Source organism: Pedobacter heparinus, from assembly GCF_032678725.1.
GTDB classification, from domain to species: domain Bacteria; phylum Bacteroidota; class Bacteroidia; order Sphingobacteriales; family Sphingobacteriaceae; genus Pedobacter; species Pedobacter heparinus_A.
The window spans coordinates 1-23,110 of the sequence record NZ_JAVTSC010000009.1; the positions used below are offsets into that span (position 1 = coordinate 1).

Genomic DNA, 23,110 nt, shown 5'->3' on the forward strand with positions numbered 1-23,110 from the left:
AATTGACTACCGGCTTTTCTTGTTTATAAAAAAACAGCAAGGGAATGTTAAAATATGCTAAATCTTTACCCTGCAGCTAATAAAACCGTATAATTGTATTTTACGTTAATCTACAGAAAGTCCTGAACTATGAAATCGAAAGCGATATTATATTTGATGCTATGCCTTTTCCTTAATACGGCGGTTTTTTCACAAGATAAAAATGTGAAACTTCCTGCCAATTGGTATAATTTAGATTTAATAAAAGATGGATATTTTGGTATCAGTACGGAAAAGGCCTACAATGAGCTTTTGCAGCATAAAAAGCCAAAAGCAGAAATTATTGTTGCAGTAATAGATGGCGGGGTTGAAACTACACATGAGGATTTGAAGGATGTACTCTGGACAAATAAAAAAGAAATCCCTGGAAATGGCATTGACGATGATGGGAATGGGTACATTGATGATGTACACGGTTGGAATTTTATAGGTTCAAAAAAGGGGAACCTGGCTTACGATAACCTGGAACTGGTAAGAATTTTCAGAGAATATCAACCCAAATACAGATCTACCATTAAATCTACGATTCTGGACAGTGCACAGAAGGAAGAGTTTGCGCTTTATACTAAGGTAACGGCGGAGTTTGGAAAGAAATATGATCAGGCACACCAGACTTTTGCTGTAGTGGCAATGATCAATAAAGTACTGGATTCAGTTGGGCAGATACACCACAAGGCAATCCCTTCACTGGAAGATGTGGAAGCTTATAAAGCCGACAGTGAAGAAGAGGAGCAATGTAAAAAGATCATCAGGCGTGGCGCAAAGGATAGTGGATCTATGGAGAAATTCCACAAAGAGATGAAAGATGCCTATAAGCAGTATGATGTGATGCTGAAGTACAACCTGAATCCCAAATACGATGAGCGCGCGGCCCTGGTTGGGGATGATTATTCCAATGCAAGAGAAAAGTTGTATGGCAATAATGACGTAACAGGCCCGAATGCCGAACACGGAACCCATGTTTCTGGTATAATCGGAGCGAACAGAACAAATGGCATAGGCATAAACGGTGTTGCTGATCATGTAAGTATTATGGGCATCAGGGTTGTGCCGGAAGGTGATGAACGGGACAAGGATGTGGCTAACGGCATCAGATATGCCGTAGACAATGGTGCAAAAGTGATCAACATGAGCTTCGGGAAGGGTTTTAAATGGAATAAGGAAGTGGTTGATGAAGCGATTAAATATGCAGAAGAGAAGGGCGTATTGCTGGTGCATGCAGCTGGTAATGATAATCAGAATAATGACCTGGAAGAGAATTACCCCAATAAGTATTATGACAGCCCGGAGGCTATAGCCTATAAGAAAGCACACAAGAAGCCCGACCTGAATGCATTGCTGTTCAGACCTAATGCTAACCAGCAACAAGGCGCAGGGATGGGCCGTAACATGCCTGCATTGCCATTAAAGCCTGTGCTTGATACCGCGAAGTTTAACCTGCCGCATGCTAAAAACTGGATCGAGGTTGGTGCAAGTGCCTATAAGAATGACGCCACTCTGAAAGCTTCTTTCTCCAATTATGGTAAATATACTGTAGATGTTTTTGCACCTGGATTTATGATCAATTCCACAGTTCCGGGATCAAAGTATGAGGAATTTGACGGAACAAGTATGGCTGCACCGGTAGTTTCCGGATTGGCTGCTTTAATTTTGAGCTATTATCCTGACCTTAAACCGCATGAGGTACGGGACATCATCATGAAATCCGTTGTAAAAGTAGAACAAAAAGTGAAATATGAAAATTCCAGAGGCGAGACAGAGCGGGTAAATTTTAAAGAGTTATGCGTAAGCGGAGGCATTGTTAATGCTTATGAGGCATTGAGACTGGCGGAGCGTTATAAATAGTTACAGCAGTTTCAGGTAATCATGCCTGTAATTTGCCAGCAAAGGGTGTTCCGGAGGGAGTTCGGTAATCAGATAATTTATGTGATTGGCATCGCAAATTCTTATCCTTTGTGCGGTGTTCAGTTTTTCAGATATGCTGAGTACAGCCGCTTTTTTTGAAGCCCGTATAATGGCCTTTTTAACCTGAACAATATCCCAGTCCATATCTGTGAGTCCTTCTTCGGCTGAAAAAGCATTGGCACCCAAAAGGCAGAGGTCTACTTTGATGTCTACAAGCTGATTGATCACGCTTGCCCCGACATGGAGATTTGCATTTTTATTCAGTTTACCTCCTATAGTGATCACTTCAAGGTTACTATGATCAGATAAGGTGATGGCTACCTGCGGACTTATGGTAAAAAAAGTAACCTTAAGGTTTTCCGGAATCATTTTAGCCAGCTCTAATATGGTTGTTCCACCCTCCGTAAGAATGACCATCTCATTCTTAATGAGTTTCAATGTTTTCTCTGCGATCTTTTTCTTTTCGTTTAGCGCATAAACCTCATTTTGTGTATTGAAAGGAGCAACAAATGATTTGCTGGCAGCTCCCCCATGTACTTTTAGCAATTTTCCTGTTTCAGCCAGTTCCTTCAGGTCACGTCTGACAGTGTCATCGGAAATGTTTAACAAATTGCTTAAATCAGTAGATAGCACCTTATTGTGTAGGTTTATCTCTCTCATGATAAGTTTATGTCTTTCTTCTTTGCGCATATTTTTGAGCAGTTGTCTACAAATATAAAATCTATCCAGATATAGTCATTAATTTTCTTTGGAGCTGCTGAAGGTGACGGGTCAGGGAAAAACAATGAATTTCTGTATATTTTGCGGTTTTTAATGCCGCTATGTACAAATATGCAGTTTTTATGTGGTTCTTAGTGATTTGATTTTTATTTTCAAGTAAGGGTTTTTATGCTTTATCATTGATTTTGTTTTAATTGGGCTAAAAAAATCTTTTTTAAGAAAAATGTTGTTTGCTATTTTATTGCGTTTATATTTGTGTTATAAACGCAATAAAACCGCATTTGTCATTTCGTATTGGAACAGAGATTGAAAGTTACCTGTCTTCTAGTTGATGTAACAGTCTGGATGTGGGAAATGAGTTTTTAAGCAAATAAATACATATAAAAAAATTAAGAAATGACACCAATTACTGAACAACCATCTTTGTATGACCATCTGGAACAGCGGTCGGTTGAAGAATTAACAAAATACATTAATCAGGAAGATGAAAAGGTAGCGAAGACCATTGAGGGGGTTCTGCCAAGTATAAACAATCTGATTACAGCAATAGTGGATAAATTAAATGCGGGAGGTCGGATGTTCTATATTGGTGCCGGAAGCGGGGGGCGTTTATCTGTACTTGATGTAATAGAGTTGCCAACAACCTACGGAATACCTAAAGGTATAGTTAATGTGATACTTGCAGGCGGTATTGACCGTTTGGCGGATGCACTTGAAGAAAAGGAAGATGATTTGCACGAAGCCTGGACTAAGCTTGGCGCGGCTGAAGTTAGCACAAAGGATATCGTCATCGGTATATCCGCAAGTGGAACGACACCTTTTGTTTTGGAAGGGTTAAAAAAATGCAGGGAAATGAATATCAGCACGGGCTGTATCGTAAGTAATCCATCAACTCCGACTGCTGCATTGGCAGATTATCCTGTAGAAGTGGTAACAGGGCCAGAATTTATTACCGGAAGCACCAGGATGAAATGCGGCACGGCACAAAAAATGATCTTTGATATGATATCTACTACAGTAATGATCAGACTTGGAAGGGTGGAAGGAAACCAGATGACCAATGTGAAGCTCATCAATGATAAGATTGTAGACCGTGCAGTTAAAATGTTAATGAACAGAGCTGGCCTTGAAAATTATGAGGAAGCGAAACAAATATTAATGAAGCACGGCAGCGTTAGCCAGGCACTCAGATCTATGTAGAATGAACCATTAAACCTAATGTATGCTGATGAAGATTAAATTTTACCTGCTTTTTTGTATTGCGCTTTGCTGTACCAATGGTTTTGCCCAGACAGCTTATCATGCTGGTTTTGCACAGAAAAGCATCGAGCCACAAGATTATCCGTTTTCTCTTGCCCTGGCAGGATATGGATTGCCCCGCGATGGAAGATTTACATTAAAATGGGTAAAACAAACAACTCCGGATGCTGCTGTCAGAAAGCAGATGGAAACCATACTTTCTAAAAAGACAGGCGTTCCCGGATCAGTTGCATCAGTAGTTATCGGTAATAGGAGCTACATGGCCGACAGCAGCGGAAAAATTTCCAGTGCCGGCCTTAGTGAAAAACGCAAAACCTGGAAACAAATTACGGTATTACCCGGAATACAGAGTTTAACTGCACATGCGGGTGTATTATTTGGACTGACAAATAAGAACGAGATCTGGAAATACGATATACAGGAAAATAAGGAACCCTGGGTAAAAATTGCCCAGTTTAACGGGCTTGCCTATAACATAGAATTGAAAGCTATATTTTTTAATGGTAATCAGTTAATTGGCCTGGATAAGGACCGGTTGCTATATAAGGCAACACATCAGACAGAAGGATTCCTGGGTGTAGAAGCTTTGGCCATTGCTCAACAAAAGCAGCGGGTAGTGCTGGTTACTGTAGATTTATGTGGATTCAACGCTGACTTTATCAATGATATCAAAGCTGAGGTCTATAAAAAGCATAAAATTCCTGCCTCGGCGGTATTGATCAATGCTTCTCACACCCATTTTGCACCCGGGTCGCAGAGCTGGACTACCTGGGGGCCTCACAATCAGAGGCCTGATAAAGCCTACTTATATGGTGTGGTTCGGCCGGCGATTATCAGCAGCATCACCACAGCCATTTCTTCAATGGCACCTGCTGAACTTTACTTCGGAAGAGGAAAAACAGCTATCGGCTTTAACCGCAGGTTGAAAGGGGCCGATGTTCCTTATGATAATGATGTGGACGTTTTGCAGATCATCAACAAAAAGAACAAAAATAAAACGGTCCTGTTTTCTACAGGATGTCACCCTGTGGCCGGTAATGTTGGTTTAACGGGGATTACGATCAGTGCTAACTATCCTGGAATTACCAGAAATTATTTAAAAAAGGAAGGTGGAATTACCAATGCCATGTTTGTCCAGGGTTGCGGAGGTGACATCAATCCGAAGGAGGAAGTTGAATACATCAAAACAGGAGAGGCATTGGGAAAAGATATTTTAAACGTATTGCATAAAGAACTGCGTAAAATTGAAGGAAACATTACGTTTTTCATGGATTCTGTTAATTTTCCGGTTACGAAGTTGATTGCGGATGACCTGGAGGATTTTAAGGCAAAGAACAGTCTGGCCATAGGCGATGTGTATGCAGAGAAAAATGTAAGATGGGCTGAACTCATGCAAGACCTTAAAAAGAACAATAAGTTGCCCACTCAGATGCCGGTATACATCCAGACGGTAAATATAGGAAGCTGGAAACTGGTTGGGATTTCGCGGGAAACGGTAACAGAATACAGTATAGGCATAAAGGCGCTTTGGCCAGATCGCATGGTTAGCGTTGCAGGATATTGTAATGATGTTTCCAGTTACCTGCCAACTTCAAAGCACATCAGAGGAGGTGGATATGAAGGGTATGATTCTTTTCTGTGGTACGGGCAGCCGGCCATTTTCCCCGAATCTGTCTACGATACCATTCTGCAAAGAATAAAGGATCAAAATCACTAATGAACATGGATACAACTGTTAAAGAATCCATTGTGCTGAAAAGTACGCCTTCATTTACAGGGCCGCTGATTATTATAGGAGCTTTATTTTTCATATTTGGTTTTGTGACCTGGATGAGCGCCGTGCTGATCCCTTACCTCCAGATTGCCTGTGAACTCAATAACTTTCAATCTTACCTGGTGGCTTTTGCCTTTTACATTTCTTATTTCGTGATGGGGGTGCCATCTGGCTGGCTGCTGAAGAAGACAGGATTTAAGAACGGCTTGTCGGTAGGCCTGGTCCTGGTAGCTGCAGGTTCTCTCTTGTTTGTTCCGGCAGCAGTTTACAGGTTCTATCCTTTGTTTTTATTGGGTTTGTTTGTTCAGGGTGCTGGGCTCACGGTATTACAAACCGCATCGAATCCTTACGTGGCCATATTGGGACCGAAGGAAAGTGCCGCAAGGCGGATCAGTTTCATGGGCATCTGTAACGGCATCGCCGGAGCGATGGCGCCGGTTATCCTGGGTGCTGTTATTTTGAATGATGCAGATGATTTAAAAAACAGGTTAACCCTGCTAAACCCTTTCCAAAAAGCGCAGGAACTCAATGGCCTGGCTGCAAAAGTTATTGTCCCTTATTTGATCATTACCGGAATACTGGTAGTGCTTTCGATTATTATCCGTTTTTCTAAGTTGCCTGAAGTTAACGAAGAAGACAGCAATGAAGAAGATGCGGGGCTTGAACAGCAAGCCAAAACTTCCATTTTCCAATTCCCTCACCTGTTGTTGGGGGTGCTGATACTTTTTTTATATACCGGGGTAGAAGTTATTGCCGGCAACAGCATCATCGGTTATGGAGCATTTCAAGGAATTCCACTTTCTGTTGCTAAATTTTTTACCTCATTTACCCTCATTAGCATGCTTGTGGGTTATCTGATCGGCATTATCTGTATTCCCAGGTTTTTCAGCCAGGAAACTGCACTTAAAAGCTCCGCTGTGCTTGGGGTTTTGTTTGCCATTATCGCTATTTTTAGCAATGGAGTAGTTTCAGTGGTATTTGTGGCTTTACTCGGCCTGGCGAACTCCCTGATGTGGCCTTCCATATGGCCCCTGGCAATTGCCGGGTTGGGGCGGTTCACAAAAATGGGTTCTTCACTATTGGTTATGGCCATTTCGGGTGCAGCCTTGTTGCCTTTGTTATACGGTTACGTTACAGACCATGCAAATCCGCAACAAGCCTACTGGATCGTAGTACCCTGTTATATCGCGATCGGTTATTATGCCATTTCCGGACATAAGGCTGGTAAAAAGACAAATAAATAAGCTGCACATGATTTTAATTGCCGATAGCGGCTCTACCAAAACAGACTGGTGCCTGATAGATTCCAGCAAAAAGCAAAGCTATTTTACAACGGAAGGCTACAATCCATATTTTGTGGATGAACAGTATATGGTTAAATCCATTGAAGCGCAACTGCCTGCGCAACTGGATCGTCTGGGAATTAATGAAGTGCATTTTTATGGCGCTGGTTGCCAGGACGACAAGGTCAGTGTAATGCAAGGCGTTTTACAGTCGGTATTTCCAAATTGCAAACGGGTAAATGCAGTGGTTGACCTGTTGGCAGCTGCCCGGGGACTGTTGGGAAACCGGCCTGGTTTTGCAGCTATATTGGGTACAGGAACAAACACCTGCATCTATGATGGGAACCGGATTATTCATAACATTGACTCATTGGGTTTTATACTGGGCGATGAGGGGAGCGGGGCGGCCATTGGAAAAAAGATCCTGGGAGATTACCTGCGCAATAAAATGCCTGAAGCAGTGCAACAGGCATTTGAGGACCGATACCAGCTTGATGCGGAAGACATTATACACAAAATCTATAAAGAGCCCATGGCAAACAGGTTTTGCGCCGGTTTTACCCGCTTTCTGAAATATCCTGAGGTTGATGCGGCCTATGGCCATCAGCTGGTAAAAACATCTTTTACAGAATTTTTTCAAAACCTGGTTTCCTGTTATCCCGGTTACAGGCAATACAGCTTTAATTGCATAGGCTCTGTGAGTTATCACTTTAAAGACATACTGGAAGAAGTATTAAGCGACTTTCAGATGCAGGCCGGGCGGATCTTACCTTCACTGATTGCTGAACTGGCCCACTACCATCAGGAAAATTAAACTATTTCACTTTCCAGGTAAAAGTGCCGGATTTTACATCAGAAATCTTCCAAAATTTGCCCTCAGCGATTGCGCTGATCGCCTTACCGTTTTTCAATACCTGATCCGTTGCTGTTTTTTTAGGGAGGTAGAGTACAGCTGTTACGTTTGGCGGAATTATGGTTTGCAAGCTAAATAGAGTGTCAGTCCTTTTGAAAGCGATTTTTATGCTTCCCGGTAGGGTCAGGAGTTCTAGTGCAGCTGTTTTCAGATGGCCTGGCTGTGGCTTGATCCGGATCTTTTTGAAACCTGGAGACAGGGGTTCTAATCCCATAAGTTTTCTTACAATCACATTTGCAGGTGCCGCCCCCCAGGCATGGTTCCAGTCCTGATTGTTCTTATATTCGGTATCCCATGCCTCCGTAGTCATTGTGGAACCACTGCGGATCATATTGTACCAGCTGCGTTTGTCTGTGGCTGTTAACAGTTGTAAAGCATATTCTGCCTCATGACTGTCGTAAAGCCCGTCCAGAAGGAACTGTGCACCATATACGCTGCAAGCCATGCCCCTTGAACGGATATGATCCAGCACAGCGGTCTTATTTTTTTCAGGAACGAGGTTAAATGCCAGGGCAAACATATTGGCATGTAGCGAACTGTGATCCGTAGTTTCCCCATCTTTTATCGTTCCGGTAACAGGATTAATAAAAGCTTGCTGAAATGCCGACTTGACTTTGGCTGCCAGTGCAGTGTAAAAAACCGCATCTTTTTGTTCATTCAGCGCAAGGGCGATGTTGCGCATGGACAGGAGTGCCTGGTAATAGAATGCATTTACAACTGCATTGTAATCGGTAAAAATAAAACCATCGGTTTCACCTGGCGCTTCCTTCTTCAGCCCAAAACCGCCTTTTTGCGGCCAGTCCACAATGTCTTTCAGCGCTGCATTTTCATTGAATTTTTCGAAGTGAATGGAGCTGATAAAGGCACTGTCCTGCTTGCCTGTCCGGGTGCTGATCAATCCGTCTGTCCGGGCAAGGGCAGTCAGTAGCTTGGGCTTCAGTTGCGGATAAAGTGATTTTACAGTGCTGATATTGCCCGAATAAAGATAATCATTCCAGGCCAGCAACAGGTTTTGCAAAGACCATTCGGTAGGCCAGGTAGGATGATAAATAAGGTACTCAAGCGTTCTTTTTGCCATGCTAAATTCGGCATCGACGGCATAGTGTGACAGCTGGTTGATGAGGGCATCGGCTTCGTAAGGGATACGTTCGCGGTCCCCGTCTATATACAATCCGGTAAAGGAGGCCGCTTTGATGGTGTATTTTGAAAGTTCCCATACCTGGTTCAGGAGGCTGTCAGTACTTTTAAATACCGCTGCTTCATCGTCAAAAGGATAGTGCACAGCGTATCGTATTACCTCTGATATTTCTGATCCCTTAAGCGTTTTTTCAATTTCAGCATAACGAAAGGGGAGTACTTCACCAATTTCAGCAGGCATTTTTATGGCATTGGCGCCAGTATTCCGCTTATCGGGTAAAAATGTAAGTGGATACTGATGTTCACCTTTTTTCAAAGGCAGGCTCAGCAAACGATAACGAAGTGTACCCGGAGGTTTTCTTTCTACCTGTCCGGAACCGGTTGTCATTTCTCCGACGTGGATCTTTAAGGTATCCTTTCCGGAAGCAGAAATGGCCCGGATACTCAATTGTCCGAAAGCATCCTTGCCAAAGTCGTAAAGGGTATTTTTGTTTTTTAGCAGCTGGATCGCGACAGGGCGCTGTGCTGATTTGACCAACGGACGGAAGGCTGTCTGGTATGGTGTTAAAACCGGGGCTGTTTTAAAAACCGCCGGAGCTGAAAATGCACTTGCCGCCTTCCGGTTATTCCAGTTCATGACCTTCCAGTAATAAGTGGTGTTTGGAAGGAGTTGATTTCCCCGGTATAAAACCGCTGGCTGCCAGCCGTCCAATACTTTTCCGGAATCCCATACATCAGCTTGATTTGCTGCTAGTTTTTCTGCGGTAGTGGCAATGAGCATCCGATAGGCCGTTTGGTACCTGTTTTCGGCTGCGTCGTTCATCTGCCATGTAAAACCGGGCTGCAGATTAGCCGTCAATACCGGCTGCTGGGCGGTATCAGTGCGATTGCCTTGTAAAAGCAGGTCTACCCTTAGTGCAGACGGTGCTTTTAAAGACTGGGCCATTGTTTTTAGGATAGGAACTGATAAGGCAAGGATCATTAGAAAACATTTCATATGGTCATAAATAAATGAAGTGGATTTAGTATGGCATGCCTTCGCTAAAGTGAACGTCTCTTTATCACTTTTGTGGGATTTCTTTTTGTGATGATTTTGTCTTCCAGAATGGCTTGCACTACTGTTTTACCCATTGCTTCAAAATCTGTGGAGATCACGGTGATCCCGTCTTCAAGTACTTCTTTCACCAGGGTGTCGTTATAAGAGATCAGGCCTATATCTTTGCCTAATTTAAGTTTCTTTTTTCGGGCCAGCTTAATTAACATGACATCATCCGTGTCATACCTGCTAAAGGTTACATAAGCATTACCCTTCTGAAAGGTCTTTTCATCAATTTCAGATTGTATCAGGTAGGGATGTTGAATTTCTGTGCAATAATGTAAAAAACCTTCAATCACCAGTCTGGCATGTATCGCTTCGGGATGTGCAACCAGAATCAGCCGGTCGTATTTTTTCAATTCATCTTTTAGCTTATGAAGGCTATGGTAAATGTCATAACCATAATCCTGGTATATCGTGCTATAGTTGCCTGATAAGCCTTTCTCGTTTAAATCAATGATTATTCTTTTTTTATCCGGAATTAAGTTTAACAGAGAAGCTACATTTTCCTTTAAAAAAGTTGCAATGACATAATGTGTATATGCTCCCAGATTTTCTTTGATTAATTTTTCAAATACCTGGTAATTGTGATGGTGAAAGTAGATGTCTATATCGGCCCGGTCTTCCAATTGGTTAAAAAGGGTGCGGTAAAACTGTTCACGCAGGATATTCATTTTGTCGAGCAATAAAAAAACACGATAGGAGTGGTGAATGGATTTTTTCCGTACATAATACCCCTTCCTGTAAACGGATTCTACAATGCCTTTTTCAACAAGCTCATTTAAACCCTTAAGCAAAGTTTCTTTACTCATTTTTAATTGTTGCTGAAGCTGTTTCAGTGAAGGCAGCTGGTCTCCGATATGGAGCTGGTCAATTTCAATCAATGACATGATGTGATCGGCAAGCTGCTGGTATTTCATTTTACCTTGACCGCCTTTTTGAAGCGTATTTTCAGTTGGAACTTCTGTCATGGGGTTATTATTTAGGCAAATGTAATTAATCAACCAAACAAACCAAACCAGACAAACACAAATTTCCGGTAATCGTTTATCTTGAGCCACTGACGGACGTTTTTGAAATTTTATTTTTTTAATAGAAATAAAATGCATTATATTTGTTTAGCAGACCAGACCATACCATACTAGATCTTTTTAAGGGATGGAATTATTCAACAGAGCACGCCGTTTTGTTGAATTTTGTGGGGAGAATGCATGTAATACTACCAAACCAAATATAAATTGTAATATGAAACCAAACTTACTTTTAACCATGTTACTGGTCATTGGTATTCCGCTGGCCGGCCTGGCCCAGGCGGTAAAAACCATTACCGGAACTGTTACAGAAGAAAATGGGCAACCGCTGCCGGGCGTGAAAGTCATCATCCAGGGGAAAGCTGTTTCTGGCGTAACAGATGCTCAAGGCCGCTTTAGTCTTTCCAATACCAGGGAAAGCGACTTGCTGGTGGTCTCCATGATTGGCTATACCAGCAAAACGCTGGTTATAACCAGCCAGAACCAGTATAAAATTCAGTTACAGCCCAGCAATACGTCCCTGGATGATGTGGTAATTGTTGGTTATGGCGAAGTAAAGCGAAAAGACCTTACCGGTTCGGTGGGTTCTGTAACCATGAAAGACATGGAAAAGGCACCAGTGGTTTCCTTTGAGGATGCTTTGGCGGGCCGGGTAGCCGGTGTGCAGGTAGCCTCTAATGATGGCCAGCCGGGGAGTGTGAGCAACATTACCATTCGCGGAGGAAATTCCATTACCCAGTCAAATGCACCATTGTATGTGATTGACGGTTTCCCTATGGAAAGCCCTGACAACAATATCATTAACCCCGACGATATAGAATCCATAGATGTGCTGAAAGACGCTTCCTCTACTGCAATTTACGGAGCAAGAGGTGCCAACGGTGTGATCATGATCAAGACAAAACAGGGTAAGACAGGTCCTCCGGAAGTATCCTACAACAATTGGCTGGGCTATCAGTATCCAACAAAGCAGATAGCGGTGATGAGCCCATATGAGTTTGTGAAGTATCAGCTGGAATTGAACAGGAATTCGGCCACTGCTTTATATCTTAAGGACGGTAAAACGCTGGATGCCTACCGGGATGAGCAGGGAATAAACTGGCAGGACTATGTATTGCAGAATGCATTTATGCAAAACCATAACTTCTCTATGCGGGGAGGGACTGCAGCTACGAAGTATTCGTTAAGCAGTTCCTATCTAGATCAGAACGGAATTGTCATCAATGGCGGATATAAAAGGTACCAGGGGCGATTTCAGATAGATCAGCGTATTGCCAAAAACTTCAGGCTGGGCCTGAATACCAATTATACTTACGGAATCAAAAAAGGTCAGATTGCCAATTTAACCAGTGACAACCTGAACAGCAGCTCGGCCGGAAATGCCAGTTCGTATTTGATGTACAGCACCTGGGGTTACAGGCCGGTTACAGGCAATGCGGATGATGAAAATTTCCTTGATCAGCCATTTGACGACGATGTGGCCGGTAATACAGATCTAAGGATAAACCCGGTGGTAAACTCCAACAATATGTATATGTATGCTTTTAACAAGTCGCTTACTGCCAATGCGTTTGTGGAGTATGCTTTCCTTAAATATTTTAAGTTCAGGATGAATGGCGGCCTGACAGATACCCATTTGTTGTTTGAGCGCTTCAACAATTCTAAAACTGCAGCCGGAAACCCGCGTACCGTTTACGGGGCAACTTACGGGATTAACGGATCAATTGAGAACATGAATGTGCGCAGCCTGCTGAATGAGAACCTGCTCACCTATAACAGGACATTTAACAAGTGGCATAAGTTAGATGCGGTAGCTGGCTTTACCATGCAGAGAAACAGTACAGAAGGAGATGGCTACGTGTCTATTTTGCTGCCAAATGAGGCCCTGGGTGTCAGAGGGCTTGATCAGGGGACAGTACTTTCAAAGCTCATGTCGGGTTCCTATTCTACGCTGGTATCGTTCCTGGGACGTTTAAATTATACATTTAATTCCCGTTACCTGTTTACGGCCTCTTTCCGCAGCGACGGATCTTCCAAGTTTGCTCCGCAAAACAGGTGGGCGTATTTCCCTTCCGGGGCATTTGCATGGAACATCGGAGAAGAAAAGTTTTTAAAGAATGTTAAAGCCATTTCTGCTGCCAAGCTAAGGCTGTCGTATGGTGTAACCGGAAATAACAGGGTTTCAGATTTTGCCTACCTGAGTGTTTTAGATCAGGAGGTAGGGGCCAATACCGGCAATACCAGGAGCGGCTACTATTTTAACGGGCAATACATTAAAGGAACGGTACCTGTTGGTGTAGGGAACGAGGACCTAAAATGGGAACGTACCGGCAACTTTGATGCCGGACTGGACCTGAGTTTGTTTAATCAGCGCCTGAGTTTAACTGCCGATTATTATTACAAAAGAACCACAGATCTATTGCTGAATGCCTCACTGCCAACCTCAACCGGATACCTTACTGCCTTTAAGAATATAGGTGTTGTGGTAAACAGGGGGCTGGAGTTTACCCTGAATACGGTAAACCTGAATACAAAGAAATTTAACTGGACCTCCAATTTCAACATTGCCTTTAACACCAACAAGATTGAAGAATTAAATGGCGATCAGCCCAGCCTGATCACACGTGTTACGAACTGGAATTCCAATTTTAATAACTCCTTACCCTATATTGCATTACCCGGGCGCCAGGTAGCCTTGTTTTACGGCTATGTTTTTGACGGCGTATATCCTTTAAATGATTTTAATGTATTGTCTAACGGCAGCTATGAGCTAAAGCCCGAAGTGCCGAACAACGGGAGCGCCCGCTCTGTCATTAAGCCAGGGTTCATCAAATACAAAGACATTAACGGAGATGGGATAGTAGATGCAAACGACCAGACCATTATCGGTAATCCTAATCCTAAACACATCGGGGGCTTTTCCAATAATTTCCGGTACGGACAATTTGACCTCAATGTTTTTTTACAATGGTCATACGGCAATGACATTTTAAATGCAAACAGGATTGTGTTTGAAGGAGCGGAAGCCAGACAAAGCCTGAACATGTTTAAAACCTATGAGAACAGGTGGTCTCTGGAAAACCAGAACAGCGATTTGCCGGTTGCCGGTGGTTATGGCCCCAACGTATTTTCGAGCCGGAACATTGAGGATGGATCATTCCTTCGCTTAAAGACAGTTTCGCTGGGATATAACCTTTCCCGGGAACTGATGAAGAAGCTGAAGATACAATCGGCCCGGGTACATGTTTCGGCACAGAACCTGGCAACCTGGACCAACTATTCCGGTCTGGATCCTGAAGTTTCGGTACGGCATTCTGCACTTACACCCGGTTTCGACTGGAGCGCGTATCCAAGGGCACGCACCATCACCCTTGGTATGAACCTAACTTTTTAACGATAAATGTTTTTACAAATGAAAACGACTTTATTTTATATCGGTATGATGCTGGCATTGGTTGCCACCTCATGCTCAAAGATCCTGGACACCACCCCGCAGGATTTTGTATCGCCAGTAAATTATTACAATACAGAAAGTGACCTGCAATCTGCATTGGCAGGGGTATATGACCGTTTAGGCGATAACCGGGTTTATGCACAGGGAATGGCCTGTTATATGGTATTCAGTGACGAGTTCTTTATGAAAAATCAGATCTCTGGGATGAATGCCAATATTGTGGATGCTTCTACCCTTGAAGTTAACAGGCATTGGGAAGCACTTTATACCGGCATTGAAAGAGCGAATATGCTATTGGATAACATCGATAAGGCAGTTCAGGTAACTGAGGCAAAACGCGACGAAATAAAAGGGCAGGCACTTTTTTTAAGGGCATACTATTACTTTATGCTGGTCGATGAGTTTGGAGGGGTTCCTTTAAAGCTTAAATCCAGCAAATCACCTGAAGAAGATCCCCTTCCCGGCACTCCGGTTAAAGACCTTTACGAACGGATTGTGACGGATATGAAACAGGCGGAAGGCCTGGTAAAACTGGTCTCTGACTATGGTTATAATACGCGGATTACAAAAACTACAGTACAGGGTGTACTGGCAAGAGTTTACCTGACCATGGCAGGTTTCCCCCTAAATGATGTAGCAAAATATGCTGATGCCAGAAGCTATGCAGAAAAAGTGATGCAGTCCGGATCGCATGGCCTGAACCCTGATTTTAAACAGATCTATATCAACCATGTTCAGGAGATCTTTGACACAAGGGAAAATTTATGGGAAGTAGAGTTTAAAGGGACCAACCAGGGCGAAATACAGGAAGGTGGCTCGATTGGCAGTTATAACGGCATTACCTGCGGGATTATTGAGATCGGCTATGGCTATGATTATGTGCATGCTACTGCCAAACTTTACAATGCTTATGCAGCTGGCGACCAGAGAAGGGACTGGACGGTTGCACCTTTCAGGTATGTAACTACCGGACAAACGGCAGTAAAGACCAATTGGGCAGCAGATCAGATCTACGACCGCAGCAACGGGAAGTGGAGGCGTGAGTACGAACTCCTTCTGCCAAGAAATCAAAATATCACCGGTACCAACTGGCCTTTGTTAAGGTATGCAGATGTATTGCTGATGTTTGCAGAAGCTGACAATTACGTCAATAACGGACCCTCTGCGGATGCGTATAAAGCCATCAACATGGTACGTCGAAGAGGTTACGGAAAAGATGTGCTTACACCCGATGTACAGGCAGATGCCGCTGCTGGTCTATCTCAGCAGGACTTCCTGGACCTGATCAGGAATGAACGGCTGCGTGAGCTTGCTTTCGAGGGTCTCCGGAAGCATGATCTCGTACGATGGGGCATCTACCCATCTGTGATGCAGACGCAGGTAAGGGAATATCAGGCCAATATGCCTGCAGCTTTAAAAGATCCTGCTATCGCGCAGGCACAGCGGGTAACAGACCGGGCTGTTTTATTCCCGATCCCGAACAGTGAACTGTCTGTTAACCCAAATATCAAACAAAATACAGGATGGTAACCCTTAAATTGTATCAGATGAATAAGCTAATAATTGCAGCGGTTATGGTCTTTTTCCTGGCCTCCTGCCAGAAGACCTATGAGCTGGCCCCTCAGGATGATTTTTCTGTTGAACCCGAAAAAACCAGCTATAAAGTTGGAGAGTCCGTCCGGTTTGTCATCAATGGAAAACCAGAGAACATCGTGTTCTGGTCGGGTGAGGCAGGGCGAAAATATGAGTTCAGAAAAAGGACAGCAGTAGAAGGCAATTCCGTTTTCCTCAATTTTAAGACTTTTGCCCAGTTCGGACTGACACCCATCGATCAGTCGGTCATGAAACTGGTGGTATCAACCGATTTTAACGGGAAATATGAGGCCGAAAGTATAAGATCGGCCACCTGGGAAGACATTACCGGTAAGGCCGTTTTTTCTTCAGGCCTGGACCAGACCCCTTCGGGCAATATCGACCTCAGCACTTTTGCAGCACGCAATAAAAGTATGGCAGTAGCCCTGGTCTATAAAACTACTGTCATAAAACCGGAAGCACAGCAAAACCGCTGGGTAGTCCGTTCTTTCGACCTTAAGAGCGTTAACCAGCAGGGTGAAGAAACCATACTGGCCAATATGGCTACCGCCGGATGGACTTCCTTTAACTTTAGCGGGCCCGCTACCAACTGGAGCATTACCTCTGCCCAGCTGCTTACCGTCAGGAACAGTACCGAACTGGATGACGACTGGGTGGTAACTAAACAGTTTAACCCCAACAGTGCCCTGCCCGATACCGGAGAGCCCATCAAAAACATTTCTCAGAATTTAACAGATTACATTAAGGTTTACACTAAAGCTGGGGTATACAAAGTCACTTTTGTAGCAACCAACGCCAATTTAAAAGGCTCAGCAACAGTTGTAAAAGAAATAGAGCTAAACATTACCCCATGAGATTAAACGGTGTAATCATGCTGTTGCTTGCATCGGCAGGGAGCAGCTATGCGCAGCAGGCCGCCAAAGCAGCGTTAACCAACAATGTGATCCGCCTGAACTGGGAAGACAGCGGTACAGGTTATCAGGTAAAACAATTGTCGGTAAAAGGACAGCAAGGATGGCAGTCATTATCCGGCGCTCTGGGGCAGTATACCTTGCTGTACAGTGAAGTACAGCCTAAGATGGATTCAGAGCTGAAAGATAAAAACGGAAAAGCGCTCAATTTTCCAGAAGCGGAATACCGCTATATTATTCCGACCTGGAAAGCCAATACCTCTGCAGTTTCTTTAAATAAAGAAGGGCGTGCGGTTTCATTTTACCCCAAACAATACAAACGGTCAGGTAATTCAGTGGTGTTTCAGCAGCAAACAGCTGTGGCTACCATTAGGGCCGTATGGCAGTTAGACCCTGTTTACGAAAATGACCTGCGGGTTTCGATCAATTTAACCGCCGATAAAGATGGATATTATTCAATAGCCAGTCCGGCACTTCATGCGAACGATAAAAACAGCTTTGAATGGGCCTGTATTCCCGGAGTATTCCAGGGCAATAGCATCAACAGTAATTTTATCGACGCCTATGCTTATGGGCACGGCATTCCGGACAAACCAGTTGTAGTAAGAGAAAGAACAGCGGCAGCGCTTACAGCCATACTCAGCACTAAAGAAGGCATTACGCTGGCAGTAACAGCCGATCCGGGGACAGCCAGAGACCCATGGGAATATGATAAGTCTACCCAGTCTAACTGGCTGCTCGGCCTTTCACTCATCAACAGGCAGGAACAGCTGAGCCCAACCTTATATCACCCGGTACTGGGGCAGAAAAAATCTTATTTAAAAAAGGGAGAAAGCATTTCCTTTGATTTCAGGTATACCCTCAAAATTTCAAACTGGTACCAGGTATACCAGCATGTCGTAAACGATGTTTACCGCTTTGATGAACTGCTGCATTTAAAACAGACCAGCCAGTCCTTATCTGCCCGCCTGGAACAGCTTTTAGACTATGTAAAAAAGGACAGCACATCCCGCTGGCGGACTTTTGACTATCAGGGCCGCAGCATTGGGGCCCAGGAATACCTGGGAGGCGTATACGGGTCGGAAAAGGATGCCGTAAAAAATGCAGACTATGGGGCGATGTGGATGCTGGCCAATATCACACAAGACCCAATCCTTATCCAGAAGCGCCTTAAGGATGCACTGAACTTTAAGCTGGCTCAACAACATACCACTGAAGGCTTCTTTAAAGGGGCCGCTGCAGGGCAATACTACCTTTATCGTTCAAAACGCTTCACCGAAGAATGGGGCCCATATACCGAGCCCATAGCGACCACCTATTACATGCTGCTGGACATGGGCAATGTGGCGCTGTTTGAGCCGCACAACCAGCAGCTGAAATCGGGCATACGCCTGGCCGCCGACTGGCTGCTTGAAAAAATGAAGCCTGAAGGATACTGGGAAGTAGCGTACAATAACAATACCCGCCAACCTATGTTTACAGACCTGAAAGATTACCGGCCTACTTTTTACGGCCTGCTGGTTGCCTACCAGACCCTCCGGGATAAAAAATACCTGGATGCAGCTGTAAAAGCGGCCGACTGGTATATTCAGAACGCAGTAGCACGGGGATACTTTTTAGGTGTTTGCGGAGACGCCAGGTTTGCACCCGATTTTGCAACCGGACAAAGTGCCCAGGCGATGCTTGACTTATACGAAGTCACAAAGGAACAAAGGTTTAAGCAGGCTGCCATTAAAACGGCACAGTTCTACACCACTTCCATTTATTCTCACCCAATCCCTAACCTGAAAGCTAAAAAAAGCGGAACCAGAACACTCAAAGACTGGCAACTGAGCCAGGTGGGGCTTAGTTTTGAACATGGCGGGACTTTAGGCTCTGCCAACCCGAGCGGCCCTATCTTACTGGCCAGTCATGCCGGTATGTTTGTGCGGTTATTTGAACTGACAAAGGATTCCCTGTACCTTAAAATGGCCAGAACTGCAGCTTTGAGCAAGGATGCTTTTGTAGATTCGGCCACAGGGGTTGCCTCCTATTATTGGAGCGCCATGAACAAGGGCGCAGGGCCTTTTCCTCATCATGCCTGGTGGCAGGTAGGCTGGATCACGGATTACCTGATGGCAGAACTTTCCCTGCGCTCACAAGGAAGGATTGATTTTCCTTCCGGCTTTCTGGCGCCTAAAGTTGGCCCGCACAAAACCTTTGGGTTCCAAAAAGGAAAAATATTTAACGGGCAGGGAGACCTGATCTTAATGGAAAAACTGGTTTCCTTAGACAATCCCAATATGGACTATTTATGTGCCCAGGATAAACAGGAGAAAATATTTTACCTGTTTGTGCTCAATAACGATGATGAAACACAGGAAGGGGCTCTTCAGCTAGATCCGGCCCACTTTATGAAGCAGCACAGGCTGGAAACCGAAGGTGCCGGATGCCGTTCGGCAGCTGGCCAGCCCATCCGCTTCGCTTACGGTGATAAAATTAAGATCGCTCCGTACGGCCTGCAGGTATACACCTTTAAATACAAATAATACTTTAACGCTATGCATCAGAAAACCCGCTTATGTTTAATGCTACTGGCCTGCTTACTTGTAAAAACAGGAACAGCCATTGCCCAGCAGGAAAAATACCTGCTGCTGGGAACCGATTTTCAGTTTAAGGGCAAATGGTTTACTGAAACAAACAAAGAAGGCATCAGTGGCAGCATATTGAGGTTTCTGGAAGGGGGGAAGGACAGCACATCGGATGCACTCACGGTGATGCATATCGGCAAAGCCGGCCGCTATGCCATATGGATACGCACACCGGATTTCGAAACGGCTCCGCGAACCCGGCTGTTCCAGCTTTCCGTTGGCAATGCCCGGCTAAAAAAAGCAGGGGGACATGGAAAACCCGGATATGCCTGGGAGCACCTGGGCTATGCGGAACTGCAGAACGCGGAAGTACTGCTGCGCCTCCACAATTTTAACTTTGGCCGCTGCGATGCCATCCTTTTTACGCAGGACAGTGTGGTTAATCCAAATGCCCTGGACAAGAAAACACTTCTGTCCTGGAAAACACTTCCTGCCGCACAGGAAATCCATAGCGATGAAAAGAAGAACACGACACCTTCACTTCAGCTGGGCCCTGCCGATAAAGTCATCGCAGGAATTGAAAATGAGGCCTTACGGGTACAGTTTGTAAGGACGGGAGCAAACCACAAGGCCATCGCCTGTAAAACAGAAATAAAAAGGGACGGACAGTGGCAACAGGCAGGGGCTGCAAACACCGAAGATCACAGGGTCTTTTTAATCAGCACCGATGCTACTGCTATCCGGTTTAATAAATACTATCCAACCTGGGACAACCAGACACCAAAGGCATATTTTGTTTTTAATGGTCAGAAACATGCGGTACAACATCCCGGTGCAGACCTCAATCCTTTTGAAGCAGGCAACCTCAGTGAAGCCATTCCCATATCGGCAGAAGCAGTGGATAAACAAACCGTAAAAGTGCAATACATTACCCGCAATGGTTCCGGCATCACCGGTTTGTGGTCGTTGCCGCCGGGAAAGCAGCATATTGAGCTGCGGCTGATCTGCAAGGCTGCCCAGCCCGGGTATTACAGCATGGGTGTTGCGGCCTTTCAGCCTGTTGCCGATCAGGAACTGGAAAACGTACTTATGGCACCCATGTTTCAATATAAACGACTTTCTGATGGCCCGCAAATGATGATTACTGCTATGATGCAGCAACCCGTAGCCATAGTTTCGTCAAAAACACAGCAAGGCATTGTTTCCAGCTATGTTGCAGCCGGGCCAGAATTGTTTAAAAAAGACTGGGGATCAGTAGATTATTCGCCGGCGGGGTTTACCTTAAAAAACCATAACAACCAGATACAGCCGGTTATGTTTTCACCGGTTCTTGGAATGAATGATTCCAGATACCGTGCGGGAGAACTGATTGACAGACGTTTTATCATTGGTGTAAAGGCCGGCAACTGGGACGCGGCCATGGATGATGTATCGAAGGACGTATTTGAGGTAAAGGATTACCGGAAACAGGAACAGACCTCGCTTACTGATGCCGTGTTTAACATGATTGAACTGGTTAAAAATGACAATGCAGCGGGATGGGCCCCCAGGTTAAAGGGCTTTTATGACATCGAAGGAGATCCTGAAACAGCACCCACAGTGGTTAATGCTACGCCACTGGCTAATGTTGCACTCTCCGTACTGCAAAATGATGAAGAATTTTACATCAGCCGGTCGCTGCCAACTATAGAATTTACACTTTCCAGAAGCGGCTACCGCTGGGCCACCGATGTTGTGCCTACGGCATTTAATGCCACCAGAAAAACGCTGGAGCTGAACCCTTTTACCTCCCAGTTTACCACTTCTTATTACGCAGGTTTAGACCGTTTGCTGGAAGGATTGAATCCCTGGCTGAAAGCCATAGCCTTACCGGGAGATAGCCTGAGGGCAGTAAAGGGTTATTCGACCGATTTTCTCCCCTGGAACCAGGCACTTTGGGCCTACCGGCTTACAGGCCAGGCCAAATGGCTGCAACTGGCAAAAAAAGATGCGGATCTTTTTATTCAGCAGAAAATATATCACAACAGCAGTAAGTTGCTTAGCCATATTCCTTTTTACAATGCAACTTTTTATGCACCCTGGTGGGACCTGCTGGACCTGTTTGAAACCACAAAGGATAAAAAATATCTGGATGCTGCGGCATACGGCTCTTATTTTACGATTGCCGGGATACGCAGTTATCCCAAAGTGGAAGACAGCCTGCAAACCATACACCGGGGTAATCGCTATGATGGCGTTACGCGCATCTGGTGGAAGGGCAATGCGCCTTATCGCTTAGGCTTCCCCAGAAAAAACGGTGATGTACAGGAAAAGAAAGTACCGGAATGGCTGGTATCGCCAGTTGGCCTGGGCCTGGAGCAACCCAGCACCTATTTTACCCGGGTAAAAGGCCAGACTGTCCATCCGGTATTTATGAGCAGCTGGGCACCGCATTTGCTGCGCCTCTTTCAGTATACCAATAAACCCGTATATGAAATCTATGCCCGGAATGCAGTCATAGGGCGATATGCAAATTATCCAGGGTATTATGGTACAGGCTTTACAGATGTACCGATGTCGGCCGGTTTCCCTTACAAAGGACCTGATCTGAGTTCTATTTATTATCATCATATTCCTCCGCACATCGCTTTCAGCCTGGATTACCTGATCACGGAGACCATACAACGCTCAAATGGACATGTAACATTTCCTTATGGAAAACAAGAAGGCTTTGTCTGGTTCAATAGCCGGGTATATGGCGGAGGAAAAGGAAAGGTTTTTGGAGACCAGGAAGTAACGCTGCGCATGCATAAAGGCCTGGTAAGCATTCCGCATCCGGGGATCAATTACGTTACCGCAGTTTCTGATCAGCACTTCTGGATCCTGCTTTCTTCCGAAGCTGACTCCGCGCAAAAAGTAACTGTAAAATGGAGCGAGGCTACGACTGCCCTGAAAGCAGGGAAAGGCCTCTGCTATGCACAAGATGGCCAGTCGACCGCGCTGGATTTTAAAGAGGCAAAGGCTGAGGTTGTTGTTCCTGCAAAGGGATTCCGGGCAATTTCCGTTCCCCTGGCAACGGCGCCCGTATTAAAGAAATATCAGCCAGTTAAAGAAGGGATGAAAATAATTGATCTGGGTGCACCCTGGGGTCGTGTATTCCTGTTCCGCATCCGTTCTCCCTTTGGCTGGGATACCTGCTACGGATTTGCGGAAACAGCGCCGTTAAAGGGCTATTCGGTAACCGTTAACTGCAATGATCAGGTGCAGGAAATCAAACAGTACCCTTATGAGTGGAGTTTTAACAAGCTGGCCATGGGCGAGAGCGCAAAACTGGAACTCATTTTTAAAGGGGATGACGGGAAAACAAAATCAAAAAAAATAATACTTAACGGTAACGAATAAAACCGGGCAAAACGGGATTAGGCAGATAGATAATTAAAAAAAT

Annotated in this window: 13 protein-coding genes; 10 read left to right on the top strand and 3 right to left on the bottom strand. The window is 44.7% G+C overall.

Translation table 11 applies throughout. The features are described 5' to 3' along the window. Positions 1-129: 129 nt before the first annotated feature. Complete coding sequence (locus tag R2Q85_RS14225; protein ID WP_316812462.1) at positions 130-1,884, top strand: S8 family peptidase; 1,755 nt, start codon at positions 130-132, stop codon at positions 1,882-1,884. Here the strand turns inward: R2Q85_RS14225 and R2Q85_RS14230 are convergent, their stop codons facing one another. Continuing rightward, on the bottom strand, positions 1,885-2,634 hold the full coding sequence (locus R2Q85_RS14230) for a DeoR/GlpR family DNA-binding transcription regulator (RefSeq protein ID WP_316812463.1): 750 nt from the start codon (positions 2,632-2,634) through the stop codon (positions 1,885-1,887). 426 nt (positions 2,635-3,060) lie between these two features. Here R2Q85_RS14230 and R2Q85_RS14235 point away from each other — a divergent pair, with 426 nt between their 5' ends. From R2Q85_RS14235 to R2Q85_RS14250, 4 genes are read left to right on the top strand one after another with little or no spacing between them, the layout of a single operon-like run. After that, the gene (locus tag R2Q85_RS14235; RefSeq protein ID WP_316812464.1) at positions 3,061-3,864 is read left to right on the top strand and encodes an N-acetylmuramic acid 6-phosphate etherase; all 804 of its coding nucleotides are present in this window, start codon (positions 3,061-3,063) and stop codon (positions 3,862-3,864) included. A 28-nt stretch (positions 3,865-3,892) separates the two neighbouring features. Then, positions 3,893-5,641, top strand: coding sequence for a hypothetical protein (locus tag R2Q85_RS14240; protein ID WP_316812465.1), 1,749 nt, complete (start codon positions 3,893-3,895; stop codon positions 5,639-5,641). A gap of 5 nt (positions 5,642-5,646) precedes the next feature. Then, entirely contained in the window at positions 5,647-6,942 is a 1,296-nt protein-coding gene (locus tag R2Q85_RS14245; RefSeq protein ID WP_316812466.1) for a sugar MFS transporter, read from the top strand. Positions 6,943-6,949: 7 nt separating this feature from the next. Next, a complete protein-coding gene (locus R2Q85_RS14250; protein WP_316812467.1) occupies positions 6,950-7,795 on the top strand; it encodes an N-acetylglucosamine kinase in 846 nt (281 codons plus the stop codon). Between the two features lies 1 nt (position 7,796). On the opposite strand, the gene R2Q85_RS14255 is transcribed toward R2Q85_RS14250, so the two are convergent. Both R2Q85_RS14255 and R2Q85_RS14260 read right to left on the bottom strand, forming a co-directional pair. Next, positions 7,797-10,028 carry an alpha-L-rhamnosidase C-terminal domain-containing protein gene (locus R2Q85_RS14255; RefSeq protein ID WP_316812468.1) on the bottom strand — a complete coding sequence of 744 codons (2,232 nt, stop codon included), beginning with the start codon at positions 10,026-10,028 and terminating at the stop codon, positions 7,797-7,799. A 44-nt stretch (positions 10,029-10,072) separates the two neighbouring features. After that, positions 10,073-11,098: a GntR family transcriptional regulator gene (locus R2Q85_RS14260; RefSeq protein ID WP_316812469.1), complete on the bottom strand. Its 1,026-nt coding sequence runs from the start codon at positions 11,096-11,098 to the stop codon at positions 10,073-10,075. Between the two features lie 274 nt (positions 11,099-11,372). Between R2Q85_RS14260 and R2Q85_RS14265 the strand changes: the two genes are divergently transcribed. From R2Q85_RS14265 to R2Q85_RS14285, 5 genes are read left to right on the top strand one after another with little or no spacing between them, the layout of a single operon-like run. Next, positions 11,373-14,552: a TonB-dependent receptor gene (locus tag R2Q85_RS14265; protein WP_316812470.1), complete on the top strand. Its 3,180-nt coding sequence runs from the start codon at positions 11,373-11,375 to the stop codon at positions 14,550-14,552. A gap of 18 nt (positions 14,553-14,570) precedes the next feature. Next, a complete protein-coding gene (locus R2Q85_RS14270) occupies positions 14,571-16,142 on the top strand; it encodes a RagB/SusD family nutrient uptake outer membrane protein (protein WP_316812471.1) in 1,572 nt (523 codons plus the stop codon). Positions 16,143-16,159: 17 nt separating this feature from the next. Then, a complete protein-coding gene (locus R2Q85_RS14275) occupies positions 16,160-17,059 on the top strand; it encodes a DUF5017 domain-containing protein (RefSeq protein ID WP_316812472.1) in 900 nt (299 codons plus the stop codon). Beyond that, positions 17,056-19,644 (top strand): glycerophosphoryl diester phosphodiesterase, encoded by a 2,589-nt coding sequence (locus tag R2Q85_RS14280; RefSeq protein ID WP_316812473.1) that lies wholly within the window; start codon positions 17,056-17,058, stop codon positions 19,642-19,644. The genes R2Q85_RS14275 and R2Q85_RS14280 overlap by 4 nt, the downstream gene beginning before the upstream one ends. Before the next feature lie 12 nt (positions 19,645-19,656). Then, positions 19,657-23,067: a hypothetical protein gene (locus R2Q85_RS14285; RefSeq protein ID WP_316812474.1), complete on the top strand. Its 3,411-nt coding sequence runs from the start codon at positions 19,657-19,659 to the stop codon at positions 23,065-23,067. The last annotated feature ends 43 nt before the right edge of the window (positions 23,068-23,110 follow it).